The organism is Pseudomonas citronellolis (assembly GCF_900112375.1).
GTDB classification, from domain to species: Bacteria; Pseudomonadota; Gammaproteobacteria; order Pseudomonadales; family Pseudomonadaceae; genus Pseudomonas; species Pseudomonas citronellolis.
This window is the reverse complement of sequence record NZ_FOLS01000008.1, coordinates 124,672-139,704: the sequence shown is the minus strand read 5'-3', so window position 1 is coordinate 139,704 and position 15,033 is coordinate 124,672. Positions and strand designations below refer to the sequence as shown.

The 15,033-nt window shown below is 68.6% G+C and carries 9 protein-coding genes; 2 read left to right on the top strand and 7 right to left on the bottom strand.

All coding sequences use genetic code 11. The features are described 5' to 3' along the window. Positions 1 to 1,192: 1,192 nt before the first annotated feature. The 5 genes from mhpE to mhpB all read right to left on the bottom strand — a co-directional run bounded on the left by mhpE (position 1,193) and on the right by mhpB (position 5,896). On the bottom strand, positions 1,193 to 2,200 hold the full coding sequence (gene mhpE / locus BM060_RS09870; RefSeq protein ID WP_074979591.1) for a 4-hydroxy-2-oxovalerate aldolase: 1,008 nt from the start codon (positions 2,198 to 2,200) through the stop codon (positions 1,193 to 1,195). Beyond that, positions 2,197 to 3,129 carry an acetaldehyde dehydrogenase (acetylating) gene (locus tag BM060_RS09865; protein WP_074979589.1) on the bottom strand — a complete coding sequence of 311 codons (933 nt, stop codon included), beginning with the start codon at positions 3,127 to 3,129 and terminating at the stop codon, positions 2,197 to 2,199. The genes mhpE and BM060_RS09865 overlap by 4 nt, the downstream gene beginning before the upstream one ends. A gap of 128 nt (positions 3,130 to 3,257) precedes the next feature. Next, positions 3,258 to 4,052, bottom strand: a complete 795-nt coding sequence (gene mhpD / locus BM060_RS09860; protein WP_074979587.1) for a 2-keto-4-pentenoate hydratase — start codon at positions 4,050 to 4,052, stop codon at positions 3,258 to 3,260. 14 nt (positions 4,053 to 4,066) lie between these two features. Beyond that, a complete protein-coding gene (locus BM060_RS09855; protein ID WP_074979585.1) occupies positions 4,067 to 4,936 on the bottom strand; it encodes an alpha/beta fold hydrolase in 870 nt (289 codons plus the stop codon). 12 nt (positions 4,937 to 4,948) lie between these two features. Continuing rightward, complete coding sequence (gene mhpB / locus BM060_RS09850; RefSeq protein WP_074979583.1) at positions 4,949 to 5,896, bottom strand: 3-carboxyethylcatechol 2,3-dioxygenase; 948 nt, start codon at positions 5,894 to 5,896, stop codon at positions 4,949 to 4,951. A gap of 509 nt (positions 5,897 to 6,405) precedes the next feature. On the opposite strand from mhpB, the gene BM060_RS09845 reads away from it, so the two are divergent. After that, positions 6,406 to 7,254, top strand: coding sequence for an amidohydrolase family protein (locus tag BM060_RS09845; protein WP_074979581.1), 849 nt, complete (start codon positions 6,406 to 6,408; stop codon positions 7,252 to 7,254). A gap of 82 nt (positions 7,255 to 7,336) precedes the next feature. Here the strand turns inward: BM060_RS09845 and nirD are convergent, their stop codons facing one another. Beyond that, positions 7,337 to 7,720 (bottom strand): nitrite reductase small subunit NirD, encoded by a 384-nt coding sequence (nirD, locus tag BM060_RS09840; RefSeq protein WP_074979579.1) that lies wholly within the window; start codon positions 7,718 to 7,720, stop codon positions 7,337 to 7,339. Next, positions 7,720 to 10,281, bottom strand: coding sequence for a nitrite reductase large subunit NirB (nirB, locus tag BM060_RS09835; protein ID WP_074979577.1), 2,562 nt, complete (start codon positions 10,279 to 10,281; stop codon positions 7,720 to 7,722). Before nirB ends, nirD begins: the two co-directional genes overlap by 1 nt. A 633-nt stretch (positions 10,282 to 10,914) precedes the next feature. Here nirB and BM060_RS09830 point away from each other — a divergent pair. Next, the gene (locus tag BM060_RS09830; protein ID WP_074979575.1) at positions 10,915 to 15,024 is read left to right on the top strand and encodes a bifunctional nitrate reductase/sulfite reductase flavoprotein subunit alpha; all 4,110 of its coding nucleotides are present in this window, start codon (positions 10,915 to 10,917) and stop codon (positions 15,022 to 15,024) included. Positions 15,025 to 15,033 lie beyond the last annotated feature (9 nt).

Below are 15,033 nucleotides of genomic sequence, written 5' to 3'. Positions count from 1 at the left end.
GCGGCCGCAGCTGGGCCACCTTCGCCTGGAGCATCCCGGCGTCGAGGCCCAGCCCCAGGTGCCCCGCCAGGTGGCCGTTCTGGCGCACCGGCAAGAGCACGGGAATCACTGCCCTGGTCAGGCCGGCCCGCGCCGGCGAGCGGGGCGAGGCCACGCTCTCGCGGTCGCCGGCGGCGCCCCCCAGGGCTTCGAGCACGGCCGCACACTGCTCGGCCGTGGCGGCCTGCACCGCATGCGCGTCACGCAGCCAGCACAGCGCCTCCGCGGCGCCGGCGTGCAGCGGCATCCACCAGGCGATGCTGGCCTGGGGGCTGTCCAGCAACAGCGCCTCCAGCAGCTGCTCGCCGAGCCGGCGATCCGGCAGCGCGCCCTCGACCAGTTCGCGGGCGAGCATGTCCGCGCTCACCCTGCCCGAGTGCATGGCGCCGTCGAAATACGAGGAAATCTCCGCGGCCTGCTGTTGCACGATGGCCTGCACGGCCACTTCGGCCAGGGCCTCGGTGGAGGTCTTGCTCGACTGGTAGACCAGCACGACCGTCGCCAGGTAGATCAGCGTCGTCAGCGGCAGGACGGTCAACAGCAGTTTGCTCTTCAGCGACAGGTTGGCCAGCATGGTGGGGCCCGTTTTCAATGTCGACGATCATGTCGTCCCGGCCGCCAGCCCAACGCGACGGCGTGCTTTTCGTAGGATGGGTCGGACCTGCGAAACCCATGTGGCCATGGCGATGGGTATCGCTTCGCTCAACCCATCCTACGGGGGTGTTTCTTCTGTACCTGCAACTGCGCCGCGGTGCTCTTCGTAGGAGCGAGCTTGCTCGCGAACCCGGCCTCACAGCGGGGGGGGTGGTTCGCGAGCAAGCTCGCTCCTACAGGGCCAGGTCGGTGCTTTCGTAGGATGGATCGAGCCTGCGAAACCCATGCGGGCATGGCGATGGGTATCGCTTCGCTCAACCCATCCTACGGGGGTGTTTCTTCTGCACCTCCGCCACGTCGTTCCCGTGTAGGAGCGCGCCCTGCGCGCGAATCGCAGGCAGGGCCTGCTCCTACAGTCGAGGTCGAGGTCGGCAGGTCCAGTCCCGGGGCGCGGCCTCGAAGGCGCTGGATCCCCGCGTTCGCGGGGATGACGGGGGAAACGCGAACCCTTCCCTTACCCGTCACTCCCGCGAACGCGGGAGCCCAGCGACTCCGGCGCCTACCGGCTGGCCAGCAGGTCCAGGGCCACGTCGACGATCATGTCTTCCTGGCCGCCGACCATGCGGCGCTTGCCCAGCTCGACGAGGATGTCCACGGCCTTGATGCCGTACTTGGCCGAGGCCACTTCGGCGTGGCGCAGGAAGCTCGAATAAACGCCGGCGTAACCGAGCGCGAGGGTTTCGCGGTCGACACGTACCGGACGGTCCTGCAGTGGGCGCACCAGATCGTCGGCGGCGTCCATCAGCGCATAGAGGTCGGTGCCATGGTTCCAGCCGAGCTTGTCCGCAGCGGCGATGAAGACTTCCAGCGGCGCGTTGCCCGCTCCCGCACCCATGCCCGCCAGGCTGGCATCGATGCGATTGCAGCCCTCCTCCACCGCAGCGATGGAGTTGGCCACGCCGAGGCTGAGGTTGTGGTGGGCGTGGATGCCGGTTTCGGTTTCCGGCTTCAGGACCGCTTTTACCGCGCGGAAGCGGGCGCGAATGTCATCCATATTCATCGCCCCACCGGAATCGACGACGTAGATGCAGGTGGCGCCGTAGCTCTCCATCAGCTTCGCCTGCTGAGCGAGGCCTTCGGGCGTCTGCATATGGCTCATCATCAGGAAGCCGACCGTGTCCATACCCAGCTCACGGGCGTACTCGATGTGCTGTTTGGAGACGTCGGCTTCGGTGCAATGCGTCGCCACGCGGACCACTCGGGCGCCGGCGTTGTAGGCGTTCTTCAGATCGTGGATGGTGCCGATGCCCGGCAACAGCAAGGTGGCGATCTTGGCGTGCTTCACCACGTCAGCGGCGGCTTCGATCCATTCCAGATCGGTGTGCGCGCCGAAGCCGTAGTTGAAGCTGGAGCCTTGCAGGCCATCGCCATGGGCGACTTCGATGGAATCGACTTTCGCCATATCCAGCGCCGCCGCAATCGCACGCACATCCTCCAGCGAATACTGATGGCGAATCGCGTGCATGCCGTCGCGCAGAGTCACGTCGGAGATATAAAGCTTGTTCATGCCGAAGCTCCCATCGCCTGTGCCATACGCTCAGCAGTAGCCAGCGCGGCAGAGGTCATGATGTCGAGGTTGCCGGCGTAGGCCGGCAGGTAGTGGGCGGCACCTTCGACTTCGAGGAACACCGAGGTCTTCAGCCCGGAGAACTTGCCGTGACCGGGAATGTTCAGATCACGGACTTCGTCGAACTGCACCTTCTGCTTCAGGCGGTAGCCGGGAACGTAGGCCTGCACGGCAGCCGCCATCTCCTCGATGGAGGCTTCGACCTTGGCCTGGTCCACGGCTTCGGAGAGGACATAGACGGTGTCACGCATGATCAGCGGCGGCTCGGCCGGGTTCATGATGATGATCGCCTTGCCCTTCGCCGCGCCGCCGATCACTTCGATGGCCTTGCTGGTGGTCTCAGTGAACTCATCGATATTGGCGCGAGTGCCAGGACCAGCCGATTTCGACGCGATGGAGGCAATGATTTCCGCGTAGTGCACTTTGGCCACCCGCGAAACGGCCGCGACCATCGGAATCGTCGCCTGCCCACCACAGGTCACCATATTCACGTTCAACGCCTGCAGGTGCTGCTCCAGGTTGACCACCGGCACGCAATACGGACCGATTGCGGCCGGGGTCAGGTCGATCACGCGAAGACCGGGCTTGTGGCCCCGCAGAAACGCATCGTTCTTCACGTGAGCTCCGGCTGAAGTGGCATCGAAGACGAAGTCGATCTCATTGAAGATCGGCAGGCGGGTCAGGCCCTCGACGCCTTCGTGGGTGGTGGCCACGCCCATTCGTGATGCGCGGGCCAGACCGTCGGAGGCCGGGTCGATGCCGACCATGGCGGCCATTTCCAGATGCTGCGCATTGCGCAGGACTTTGATCATCAAATCGGTGCCGATATTGCCGGAACCGATGATGGCGACTTTGCGTTTGTTGCTCATGGCATTCCTCGGAAAGCGTTCGATTAAGAGCGCTGGAGGCTGGAAGGCTGGACGAAAAAGCACCGACCTCCGCTCTGGCAGGGACTGCTTGTCGTTCAGCCTCCAGCCTCCAGCGCTTTTTTCGGCTTTTAGCTCTGGCTGAAGGTCACACCGACGCGGCCCAGGCCATCGATCTCGGCGTCGAAACGGTCACCGGCGGCTACCGCGACCATGGGCCCGAGGGCGCCGGTGAGGACGATGTCGCCAGCCTTCAGCGGGTCGCCCAGGCGGGCCAGGGTGCGCGCCAGCCATACTGCCGCGTTGAGCGGGTGGCCCAGGCATTCGGCGCCGCTACCGCTGGAGACCGGTTCGTCGTTGCGCGTCATGCGCATGGCCGCGCCGCGTAGGTCCAGGCCATCCAGGCGCCGCGCCGGGCCGCCGAGCACGAAGCAGCCGCTGGAGGCGTTGTCGGCCACGGTGTCGGCGAAGCGGATGTTCCAGTTGGCGATGCGGCTGCCGACGATTTCCAGGGCCGGCAGCACCCAGCCGGTGGCGTTCAACACGTCGGCGAAGGTGGTGTCGGCGCTGGGCAGGTCGCGCTCCAGCACCAGGGCGATTTCCGCCTCGATCTTCGGTTGCAGCACGCGGTCGAAGGGCACGGTTTCGTTGTCGCCATAGGCCATGTCGGCGAACAGGCAGCCGAAGTCCGGCTGGTCCACGCCCAGCTGGGCCTGCACCTTGGGGTTGGTCAGGCCGACCTTGCGGCCGACCAGGCGGCGGCCGGCGGCCAGGCCGTGGGCGACGTTGAGGCGCTGGATGGCGTAGGCGGCCGCGCCGTTTTCCGCGCCGATGGCGTCACGCAAGGGCGCGATGGCCTCGCCCTGCAGTTCCGCATGGCGCAGGTCCGCGGCCAGGCGTTCGAGGGTCTCTTGGCTGATGGTCATGGGGCACCTCGGGTTCAGTGCTGGAGAAAGTCCAGCACCAGGCGGTTGAAGGGTTCGGCATGCTCCCACTGGGCCCAGTGGCCGCAGTTGTTGAACACGTGCAGCGATGAGTTCTGGATGCCGGCGAGCAGGCGCAGGCCGGCGTCCATGGGCACGAAGCGGTCGTTGCGGCCCCAGACGATCAGCGTGGGCGCCTGGATCTCGGCCAGGCGCGAGCCGAAGTCGGGGAACTGCCTGGGGTTGGCGGCGAGGCTTTCGACGAAGTTGTCCAGGTGCTCGCGGCGGCTGAGCATGTTGTCCAGGCGCGTCTGGAACAGTTCCTCGGTGAGGTCGCTGGCGTCGAAGACGAAGACGTTCATCATCCGCTTCAGGTTGTCGATGGTCGGCTCGCGGTACAGGCCGTTGAGCAGCTTGATGCCCTCGGTGGGCATCGGCACGAAGGGGCTGGCGCCGCCGGTGCCGCCGCCCATCAGCACCAGCTTGCCGACGCGCCGCGGGTTGGCCAGGGCGAAGGCCACGGCGCTGTGGGCGCCCATGGAATTGCCGAGGATGTGCACGCGCTCCAGGCCCAGCACGTCGAGCAGGCCCTTGAGCGCCGTGGCATTGAGGTCCGAGCGCGAGCCGCGGCAGACGATGGGGTCGCTCTTGCTCCAGCCGGGGCAATCCATCAGGACAACCCGGTAACCGGCGGCCAACAGCGGCTCCAGGTTGCGGCTGAAGTTGGCCCAGCCGCTGGCGCCGGGGCCGGAGCCATGGAGCATCACCACGGTCTCGGCGCCCTCGCCCAGGTCGTTGTAGTGCAGCTGCAGGTCCAGCCCGCCTTCGCGGATGCGCGCGAAGCGGCTGCTGTCGGCGTCGTTCGGCGCTCTGTTCATGGTGGTCATCGGCGGCCTCCTTCAGTTCGGTTCGGGTTCGGCGCCAAGCGCGCCGAAGCCGGCGATCCACTCGGGAATCGGTCGGTAGTAGCGGTCATGCACGCGGTAGGCGCCGAAGACGGAGAGCGCGGCGAAGGCGGCCACCCAGGTTTTCACCTCGTGGGTCGAGCGGCCGGCGATGCTCGACAACTGCTCGTTGCCCAGGGCATCCAGCTCGCCCAGCCGGTTCTGCGCGAGGATGTCGAGGAACTGCTGGTCCCACTCGGGGTTGAGCGGATGCAGCGAGCCGGGATCCTCGACGAAAAGCCGCGCCGCGCGGATCACCCGCTGCTGCCGCGCCTCCCGCTCATCGGCCGGCAGGTTGCGCCCGCTGCCCATCAGGCGGTCGGCCATATGGGCATCCACCTGGGCCAACTGCGGCACCGGCGGCTGGTGCGACAGCCCGCCGGAACCGAGGAACAGCACGCGCTTGCCGGTGGTACGGGCGAAGCGGCCGATGGCCTCGCCGAGCAGGCGGGCGCGCTGGAAGCTGGGCAACGGCGGCGCGACCGCATTGATGAAGACGGGCAGCACCGGGTGGTTCCCGAGCCCGCCCAGCAATTGCTCCAGCGGCTCGGCGAAGCCGTGGTCCACCTGCATGCGGTAGGACACCGCGGCGTCCACGCCGGCCTCCAGCACCGCCGCGGCGCAGGCCTCGGCAAGTTCCCTGGGCACGTTGAGCGGGCCGCTCAGGGTGCCGAAGTCGCCAATGGCGTGCGCGGCGACACCGATGCAGAACGACGGCATCACGTCATAGAAGAAACCGTTGTAGTGGTCCGGGGCGAACAGCACCACCAGCTCCGGAGCGAACGCCGCGATCCGTTCACGCGCCAGGGCCACCACGTCATTGACCTCCTGCAGCACCTCCGGCGCGGGGTCCACGTGCCCGATCAGCGGGGAATGCGAAAGGCATTGGAGAAGGACGCTCATCACCGGCACCCGCGGCAGAGGGTCACGGTCATCAGGGTATTCATGGGCAGGCACTCCAGGGACTCGGCAAGCGGACAACGCCCCGGTCACGCCCGGAACAGGCCTCTGCGGCCGACACGGACGGGCATCCGGGCAATTCGTCCGAATCATAGGAAGCGCGCCGCCGCCCCGCGCTCCCATGGCCGAGGGGCTTATCCCGATAGCGCAGAAACCCGGCCCTGCCGGCCCGAGGCCGGTTGCGGCGGGGCGGGCCAACTGTTGGCCTGGCGACAGTTACCCGACAGTACAGTTGCAGGCGCAACAGCAAAGGCCCGGCGCCAGCCCGCGGCCCCCGGAATCACCGAGGCGCCCGGTGGCACGGGGATTGCCTCGGGGGCACCACGACGGATTCCCCCAGCTAGCAACGAGGACAGCAACATGAGTCTGGACGCCTTCCGCGCCCCACCATTCTCCAGCGACAGCCACCACCCAGGCCCAACCCACGGCGACCAGGAACAGGAGCACGGCGCATGAAGATCATCGACATGCGCTGCCGCCCGGCCTTCCTGCATCCGTTCTTCGGCGCCGTGCCCGGCTCGGCCGAGCACGCCACGGCGCGCTGGCTGAACCGGCGCGTCGGCACCCGCGGCGACGATGCCCATTTCGAACGCTCGCTGACCCACGAAGGCTTCCTCGCCGAGGTGCGCGACGCCGGCCTGTACAAGGCCGTGGTGGTCGGCCGGCACACGCCGGCGCAGCACCTGCCCAACGAACGGATCCACGCCATCGTGAATGGCCACGCGCAATTGCTCGGCATCGGCTCGGTGGACCCGGCGCTGCAGGGCGTGGAAGGCGCGCTCGCGGAGATCGACCATGCGATCGACGACCTGGGCCTGACCGGCATCGACCTGGAGCCCGGTTTCGGCGAACCGGCCCGGCACCCGGACGACGCGCTGTACTGGCCGATCTACGAGCACCTGCAGAAGCGCGCCATTCCATTGTTCCTGATGAGCGGGCCGACCACGCCCGACCCGGCCTACAACGACCCCGGCCGCCTGGCGGCCGTGGCCCGGGCCTTCCCGGACCTGCGGATCGTCGTCTACCACGGCTTCTGGCCCAACGTGCAGCAGGCCATCGGCCTGGCGTTCCGCTACGAGAACGTCCACCTGGTGCCGGACATGTACCTGTTCCTGCCCGGCAGCGAAGCCTACGTGCAGGCCGCCAATGGCTTCCTCGCCGACCAGCTGCTGTTCGGCTCCTCCTACACCTTCAGGCCCATTCGCCAGAGCATCGAGGACGCCCAGCGCCTGGGCCTGAGCGAACACGCCCTGGAACGCTTCTTCCACGGCAACGCCGCGCGCCTGTTCGGGCTCGACTGAGTAGCGCCAACCCCGCAGCGCCGTCATGGCGGCGCCGTGGGGAATGGGTCAGGGCGATGCCGCCCCCATGCGCAGCCTCGCCTCAGGCCATCGAACCAATTTCCACCATGTCGCCGCGCAGGCGCACCGGCCATACGCGCAATTGCTGCTCGGGAAACTCCAGGCAAGCGCCGTCCTCCAGGCGGAAGTGCTGTTTGTACAGCGGGGCGGCCACCACCAGCTCGCCGCCAAGGCAGCCGACGATGCCGCGGCCGATGACGTTGGCGCCGGACAGCGGGTCGCGGTTTTCCACGGCGTAGAGCTGGCGGCCCCGGGCCGAGCCCGGCAGGTAGAACAGCGCGACCTGCACGCCGCCGACCCAGGCCACCACGCCCGAGTCCGCCACCAGGTCGTCGCGGGAACAGAGGTCCTGCCAGTCGCTGTCGAGCGGTCGGCTATCGATAAGTTGTGCGCTCAGTTGGGCCATCAGACCATCTCCTCGGCTACGGGTATCAGGTGGAGTTCATGGGCGCGGACCGGCCGGCGCTGGCCACGCTCCTTGACGAAATGCACGCTCGGGTCGGGGCGCGCGTCGTTGACGAAGGTGCGGAAGCGCTTGAGCTTTTCCGCGTCCTGGAGGGCGTTGGCCCACTCGCATTCGTAGCGGTCCACCACCACCTGCATCTGCGCTTCCAGTTCGGCGCCCAGGCCCAGGCTGTCGTCGATGACCACCGCCTTCAGGTAGTCCAGCCCGCCCTCCAGGCCCTCGCGCCACACCGAGGTGCGCTGCAGCCGGTCGGCGGTGCGGATGTAGAACATCAGGAAGCGGTCGATGTAGCGGATCAGCGTGTCGTCGTCCAGGTCGGTGGCGAACAGCTCGGCGTGGCGCGGGCGCATGCCGCCGTTGCCGCAGACGTAGAGGTTCCAGCCCTTCTCCGTGGCGATCACGCCGACGTCCTTGCTCTGCGCCTCGGCGCACTCGCGGGTGCAGCCGGAGACCGCGAACTTCAGCTTGTGCGGCGAGCGCAGGCCCTTGTAGCGGTGCTCGATGTCCAGGGCCATCTTCACGCTGTCCTGCACGCCGTAGCGGCACCAGGTGCTGCCGACGCAGGACTTCACCGTGCGGGTGGACTTGCCGTAGGCATGCCCGGTCTCGAAGCCGGCGGCGATCAGCTCGGCCCAGATGTCCGGCAGCTCGTGCAGTTGCGCGCCGAACAGGTCGATGCGCTGGCCGCCGGTGATCTTGGTGTAGAGGTCGTACTTCTTCGCCACCGCGCCGATGGCGATCAGCCCATCCGGGGTGACCTCGCCGCCGGGGATGCGCGGCACCACCGAGTAGGTGCCGTTCTTCTGCATGTTGGCCATGAAGGTGTCGTTGGTGTCCTGCAGTGGCACCAGCCAGGGCTCCTGGATAGGCCGGTTCCAGCAGGACGCGAGGATCGAGCCGACCGCCGGCTTGCAGATGTCGCAACCGACGTGGCCCTTACCGTGCCTGGCCAGCAGCTCGTCGAAGGTCTGGATGCCTTCCACGCGGACGATGTCGTACAACCCCTGGCGGGTGTAGGCGAAGTGCTCGCAGAGGCTCTTGTCCACCGCCACGCCGCGCGCGCTCAGCTCGTGCTCGAAGACCTGCTTGAGCAGCCCGGCGCAACCGCCGCAGCCGGTGGCGGCCTTGGTGCAGGCCTTGAGACCGGCCAGGTCGCTGCAGCCGCCGTCGATGGCCGCGCAGATCGCCCCCTTGCTGACGTTGTGGCACGAACACACGGTGGCGGTCGCCGGCAGCGCGTCGGCGCCCAGCGCCGGGGCCGCCTCGCCCAGCGGCAGGATCAGGCTGGACGGGTCGGCCGGCAGCGGGATGCCGTTCTGCACGTATTGCAGCAGGGTGTCGTAGTAGCTGTTGTCGCCCACCAGCACCGCGCCGAGGGCCTGCTTGCCGTCGGCGGAGACCACCAGCCGGCGGTAGCTGGAGCTGGCCTCGTCGATGAAGCGGTAGCTGCGCGCCCCCGGCAGTGCCCCCTGGGCATCGCCGATGGAGCCGACGTCGACGCCGAGCAGCTTGAGCTTGGTCGACATGTCCGCGCCCATGAAGGGTTCGGCTTGCTCGCCACAAAGCGTCGCGGCGACGGTTCGTGCCATCTGGTAGCCCGGCGCGACCAGCCCGAAGATGCTGCCGTTCCAGGCCGCGCATTCGCCGATGGCGAAGATGTCCGGATCGCCGGTCAAACACCGGCCGTCGATGGCGACGCCGCCGCGCGGGCCGAGCTCCAGGGCGCATTGGCGGGCCAGGGCGTCCTGCGGGCGGATGCCGGCGGAGAAGACGATCAGGTCGGTTTCGAGGAAATCCCCGCCGGCGAAATTCATCCGGTAGCGATACGCCTCGCCGGCCGTGACCGACTGGGTGGCCCTGGACAGGTGCACGCCGACGCCCAGCGCCTCGATCCGCGCCTTCAGCGCCGCACCGCCCTGCTCGTCGAGCTGCACCGGCATCAGTCGCGGGGCGAACTCCACCACATGGGATTCCAGGCCGAGGGATTTCAGCGCATTGGCCGCCTCCAGCCCGAGCAGGCCGCCGCCCACCACCACGCCACGGCGGGCATTGGCCGCCGCCGCGCGAATGCCGTCGAGGTCGGCCAGGGTGCGGTAGACCAGGCAGGCATCGCCCTGCGCGCCCTCGATGGGCGGCACGAAGGGATAGGAACCGGTGGCCAGCACCAGCTTGTCATAGGCGTGGCGGCCCTCGGCGGTGACCACCTCGCGACGCGCGCGGTCGATCTCCAGCACCGCCACGCCAAGGTGCAGGGTGACGCCCGGCCGCTGGTACAGCCCGGCCTCGCCCAGCGCCAGCGACTCGGCATCGCGGCCACCGAAGTATTCGGAGAGGTGCACCCGGTCGTAGGCGCGCAGCGGCTCCTCGCTGAACACATGAATGTGGTAGCGGCCCAGCGCACCGCGCTCGACCAGTTGTTCGACGCAGTGGTGGCCGACCATGCCATTGCCGATCACGACCAGGGTTTGCACGGCATTGAAGGTAGCGACGTTGGAGTTCATGGAAGCCCCCGGCAAGCTCAACGGTTTTGCAGCGGAAAACAAAAAGGCGCCTGGAGTCTCGCGACTCCAGGCGCCTTTGCCTGTTCATTCTGAGGGTGCCATCGGGCCACGCTGCCCGATGCACCTGGTACCCCGGGTCGTCGATCGGCGTTGATCGTCCGGGTGGCCCGCCTCGTCGGTGGGCACGAGAGTGTTCTAGCAGGCTCCATGCCAGCCTTGCTGGAGAACCCTTCGCCGAGCCCCTGCGCCCCCGCAATACCTGGGCTGGACAGCTAGTCACGGCCTTCCGACCGGCCTGCGCCCCTGGCGCGCCTCGGCTCGACAGGCGAGCCAAAACGGTGCGCAGAACGGCAAGCGTGCCCCATTCACCGGCGCAGGCGAGCACCACCCCGCAGGCAAGCAGCCCTCTACGCCGACACCCCGCAGCACCATGGCAATGCCGTGCCCGGGCGCAACCGGCCAGGGTCTTCGCCCCAAGCACACAGGCGGTTTCCCGAACCTGGCACAGGCATTGCCTGAGCTAGCCCCGAGCGGTCAACGCCGACCGCCTCGACCACGACGACGACGCCGTGCCACCCCCGCCTTGCGCGGAGGGTCGCATGGCGTTTTTGCTTTTTGCGGACGGAAAGACCCATGGCGGAAAAGACGATTCGGAGCGTGTGTCCCTACTGCGGCGTCGGCTGCGGCATCGTCATGCAGGTACGGGACGGCCGCGTGGCCAAGGTGGTGGGCGACAAGCAGCACCCGACCAACTTCGGCCGCCTGTGCACCAAGGGCAGCACCTGCAACCAGGCGATCGCCGAATCCGGCCGCATGGAGCACGCCTACCTGCGCAGCGAGCGGGCCCGCGAACCGGTGCGAACCCCGGTCGCCGAAGCCATCGCCGCCACCGCCAGGCGGCTGCGGGGCATCCTCGACGCACATGGCCCCGACGCCCTCGCCTTCTACGTCTCCGGGCAGATGTCGCTGGAGGCGCAATACCTGGTCAACAAACTGGCCAAGGGCTACGTCGGCACCAACCAGATCGAGTCCAACTCGCGCCTGTGCATGGCCAGCGCCGGCAGCGGCTACAAGCTCTCCCTCGGCGCCGACGGCCCGCCCGGCTCGTACCAGGACTTCGACAAGGCCGAGGTGTTCTTCGTCATCGGCGCCAACATGGCCGACTGTCACCCCATCCTCTTCCTGCGCCTGATGGACAGGATCAAGGCCGGGGCCAAGCTGATCGTCGTCGACCCGCGGCGCAACGCCACCGCCGAGAAGGCCGACCTGTTCCTGCAGATACGCCCCGGCACCGACCTGGCGCTGCTCAACGGCCTGCTCCACCTGCTGCACGCCAACGGCCACACCGATGCGCAGTTCATCGCCGAATTCACCGAAGGCTGGGAAGAGCTGCCGCCATTGCTCGACGACTACACGCCGGAACGGGTCGCCGAGCTGACCGGCCTCGACCCCGCGGCCCTGCGCCAGGCCGCGCAATGGATCGGCGAGGCCGGCGCCTGGATGAGCTGCTGGACCATGGGCCTGAACCAATCGACCCACGGCACCTGGAACACCAACGCCCTGTGCAACCTGCACCTGGCCACCGGCAAGATCTGCCAGAGCGGTAGCGGCCCCTTCTCCCTCACCGGCCAGCCCAACGCCATGGGCGGCCGCGAGATGGGCTACATGGGGCCGGGGCTGCCGGGGCAGCGCTCGGTGCTGGTGGAGGACGACCGGGCCTTCGTCGAGCGAGCCTGGGGCGTGCCGGAAGGCACCCTGCACACCCGCCTGGGCGGCGGGACCATCGCCCTGTTCGAGGACATGGCGGCCGGGAAGGTCAAGGCCTGCTGGATCATCTGCACCAACCCGGTGGCCAGCGTCGCCAACCGAGGCAAGGTCATCGAGGGCCTGAAGGCCGCGGAACTGGTGATCGTCCAGGACGCCTTCCTCGACACCGAGACCAACCGCTACGCCGACGTGCTGCTGCCCGGCGCCCTGTGGGCCGAGGCCGAAGGCGTGATGATCAACTCCGAACGCAACCTCACGCTGATGCAGCAGGCCGTGGAGCCGCCCGGCGAAGCCCTGGCGGACTGGCGCATCATCGCCGAAGTGGCCTGCGCCATGGGCTTCGCCGAAGCCTTCAGCTACGCCTCGGCGGCCGAGGTGTTCGAGGAGATCAAGCGCTTCCACAACCCCAAGACCGGCTACGACATCCGCGGCGCCAGCCATCCGCGCCTGCGCGAGACCCCGCTGCAATGGCCCTGCGCCGATGCCCAAGGTGAGGACCGCGCGCCGATCCGCTACCTCAACGACGGCATCAGCCAGAAACCCAGGCTCCACGAGGACGGTTCGCGGCCACGCCTGGCCTTCCCCACCCCGACGGGCAAGGCGCGGTTCTTCGCCCGGCCGCACCTCGACCCGGCGGAAATGCCCGACGCCGACTACCCCTTCGTGCTCAACACCGGCCGCCTGCAGCACCAGTGGCACACCCTGACCAAGACCGGGAAGATCGCCACCCTCAACAAGCTCAACCCCGGCCCCTTCGTCGAGGTCCACCCGGAAGACGCGCAGAGCCTCGGCGTGCGCGACAAGGACCACCTGGAGATCCGCTCGCGCCGCGGCCAGGCCGTGCTGCCCGTGGTGGTGACCGACCGGGTGCTGCCCGGCGGCTGCTTCGCGCCCTTCCACTGGAACGACCTGTACGGCGACAACCTGGCGATCAACGCCGTCACCAGCGATGCCATCGACCCGCTGTCGCAGCAGCCGGAGTTCAAGTTCTGCGCCGTCAGCCTGCGCCGCGTCGAACTGATCGACCACCAGTTTCTGGAGACGCCTGCCGCCACGGGCGCCCCGTTCACCCCGCCGCCCCTGTCCGAGGAGATCGATATGGCCCCCGTCGATGCATTCGCCGCCCTGCTCGGTGTGTCCGGCACGACGCCGCCGCCCCTGAGCGAGCCCGAGCGCGCCTACATGAGCGGCTTCGTCGGCGGCCTACGCATCAACCCTAATGCGGGCGTGCCCAGCCTGCCCGCCAGCGCGCCCCTGGCCGCGCCGACGCGCCTCTGGCTCGACGGCATGCTGGCCGGCCTGTTCAGCCGCGCCGGCCAGCTGCAGCCGGCGCTGTTCGAAGCGCCCGCCCAGCCGATACAACCCGCCCCGCAAGCGGCCGGCACGGCCCCCGTCACCCTGCTCTGGGCCTCGCAGACCGGCAACGCCGAAGCCCTGGCCGAGCGCGTCGCCAAGCGCCTGGAAACCCTGGGCTGCAGCGTGGAACTGGCCGCCATGGACAGCTACACGACGGAGAGGCTCGGCAGCGTGCGCAACCTGGTGCTGCTCAGCAGCACCTTCGGCGACGGCGACCCGCCGGACAACGGCCGCAGCTTCTGGGAAACGCTCAACGCCGGCGCGCCGGACCTGAGCCACCTGCGCTATTGCGTGCTCGCCCTGGGCGACCCCAGCTACGACCAGTTCTGCCAGCACGGCAAGAACCTCGACCGCCGCCTGGCCGAGCTGGGCGCCAACCGGCTGGGCGCGCGCATCGACTGCGACACCGACTTCGAGGAAAGCGCGGAACGCTGGCTGGGCGAGTTGCTGGCCCGGCTGGAACCCGGAACGCCCGCCCCCACCGAGCCCCCCAAGGAAAAAACCGTAGCGCCGGCAGCGATAAGCAAAGACCACCCCGCGCCCCTGCGCCTGACCCTCAACCGCCGGCTGAACGGCGAAGGCGCCAGCAAGGACACCCGCCAGTTCGCCTTCGCCCTGGACGATTCGGGCCTGCAGTACGAAGCCGGCGACGCCCTCGGCGTATGGCCACGCAACTGCCCGGAGCTGGTCGAGGAAGTGCTGCAGCTCGCCGGCCTGGACGGGGAACAGGTCGTGAGCGTCGCCAAGCTCGGCGACATGCCGCTGCGCACGGCGCTCACGGACTGCTACGAGATTGCCCGGCCCAGCGCCGAAGCCCTGGCCCTGGTCGCCGAGCGCAGCGGCCGGGCGGAACTGCGCGAGCTGCTGGGGCCGCGCAAGGCCGAACTCAAGGACTGGCTATGGGGACGGCAACTGGCCGACGTGCTGCAGCTGTTCCCGGCCCGCCATGACGCCGGCGAACTGCTGGGCGCCCTCAAGCGCCTGCAACCGCGCCTCTACTCCATCGCCTCCAGCCCCAGGGCCCAGGCCGGCGAGGTCCAGCTGACCGTCTCGGCCGTCCGCTACGGCCGGCGCAAGGGCGTGGCCTCGACCTACCTGGCCGACCGGGCCGGCGAGGCGCGGGTACCGCTGTTCGTGCAAGCGTCCCGGCACTTCCGCGTCCCCGAACAGGGCGACCGGCCGATGGTGATGATCGGCCCGGGCACCGGCGTGGCGCCCTTCCGTGGCTTCCTCCACGAACGCCGGGCGCGCGGCGATGGCGGGCGCAACTGGCTGTTCTTCGGCGAACAGCATGCCGCCACCGACTACTACTACCGGGACGAACTGGAAGCGATGCACAAGGACGGCCTGCTCACCCACCTGAGCCTGGCCTTCTCCCGCGACCAGGCGGAGAAGATCTACGTGCAGGACCGCATGCGCGAGCACGGCGCCGAACTCTGGCGCTGGCTGGAAGAAGGCGCGAACCTCTACGTCTGCGGGGACGCCAGCCGCATGGCCAGGGACGTCGACCAGGCGCTGCGGGACCTCGTCCGGGCCCACGGCGGCCTCGACGAGGAGGCCGCGGCGCAATACGTACGCTCGTTGAGCGAGCAGAAGCGCTACCTGCGCGACGTCTATTGAGGGGCCCTT

What these genes read in the sequence shown, in the direction of transcription:
- nirB (WP_074979577.1), bottom strand. Translation starts at nt 10,281, where the DNA reads ATGAACTCCAACGTCGCTACCTTCAATGCCGTGCAAACCCTGGTCGTG.
- mhpD (WP_074979587.1), bottom strand. Translation starts at nt 4,052, where the DNA reads ATGACCATCAGCCAAGAGACCCTCGAACGCCTGGCCGCGGACCTGCGC.
- BM060_RS09855 (WP_074979585.1), bottom strand. Translation starts at nt 4,936, where the DNA reads ATGACCACCATGAACAGAGCGCCGAACGACGCCGACAGCAGCCGCTTC.
- BM060_RS09845 (WP_074979581.1), top strand. Translation starts at nt 6,406, where the DNA reads ATGAAGATCATCGACATGCGCTGCCGCCCGGCCTTCCTGCATCCGTTC.
- mhpB (WP_074979583.1), bottom strand. Translation starts at nt 5,896, where the DNA reads ATGAGCGTCCTTCTCCAATGCCTTTCGCATTCCCCGCTGATCGGGCAC.
- BM060_RS09830 (WP_074979575.1), top strand. Translation starts at nt 10,915, where the DNA reads ATGGCGGAAAAGACGATTCGGAGCGTGTGTCCCTACTGCGGCGTCGGC.
- nirD (WP_074979579.1), bottom strand. Translation starts at nt 7,720, where the DNA reads ATGGCCCAACTGAGCGCACAACTTATCGATAGCCGACCGCTCGACAGC.
- mhpE (WP_074979591.1), bottom strand. Translation starts at nt 2,200, where the DNA reads ATGAACAAGCTTTATATCTCCGACGTGACTCTGCGCGACGGCATGCAC.
- BM060_RS09865 (WP_074979589.1), bottom strand. Translation starts at nt 3,129, where the DNA reads ATGAGCAACAAACGCAAAGTCGCCATCATCGGTTCCGGCAATATCGGC.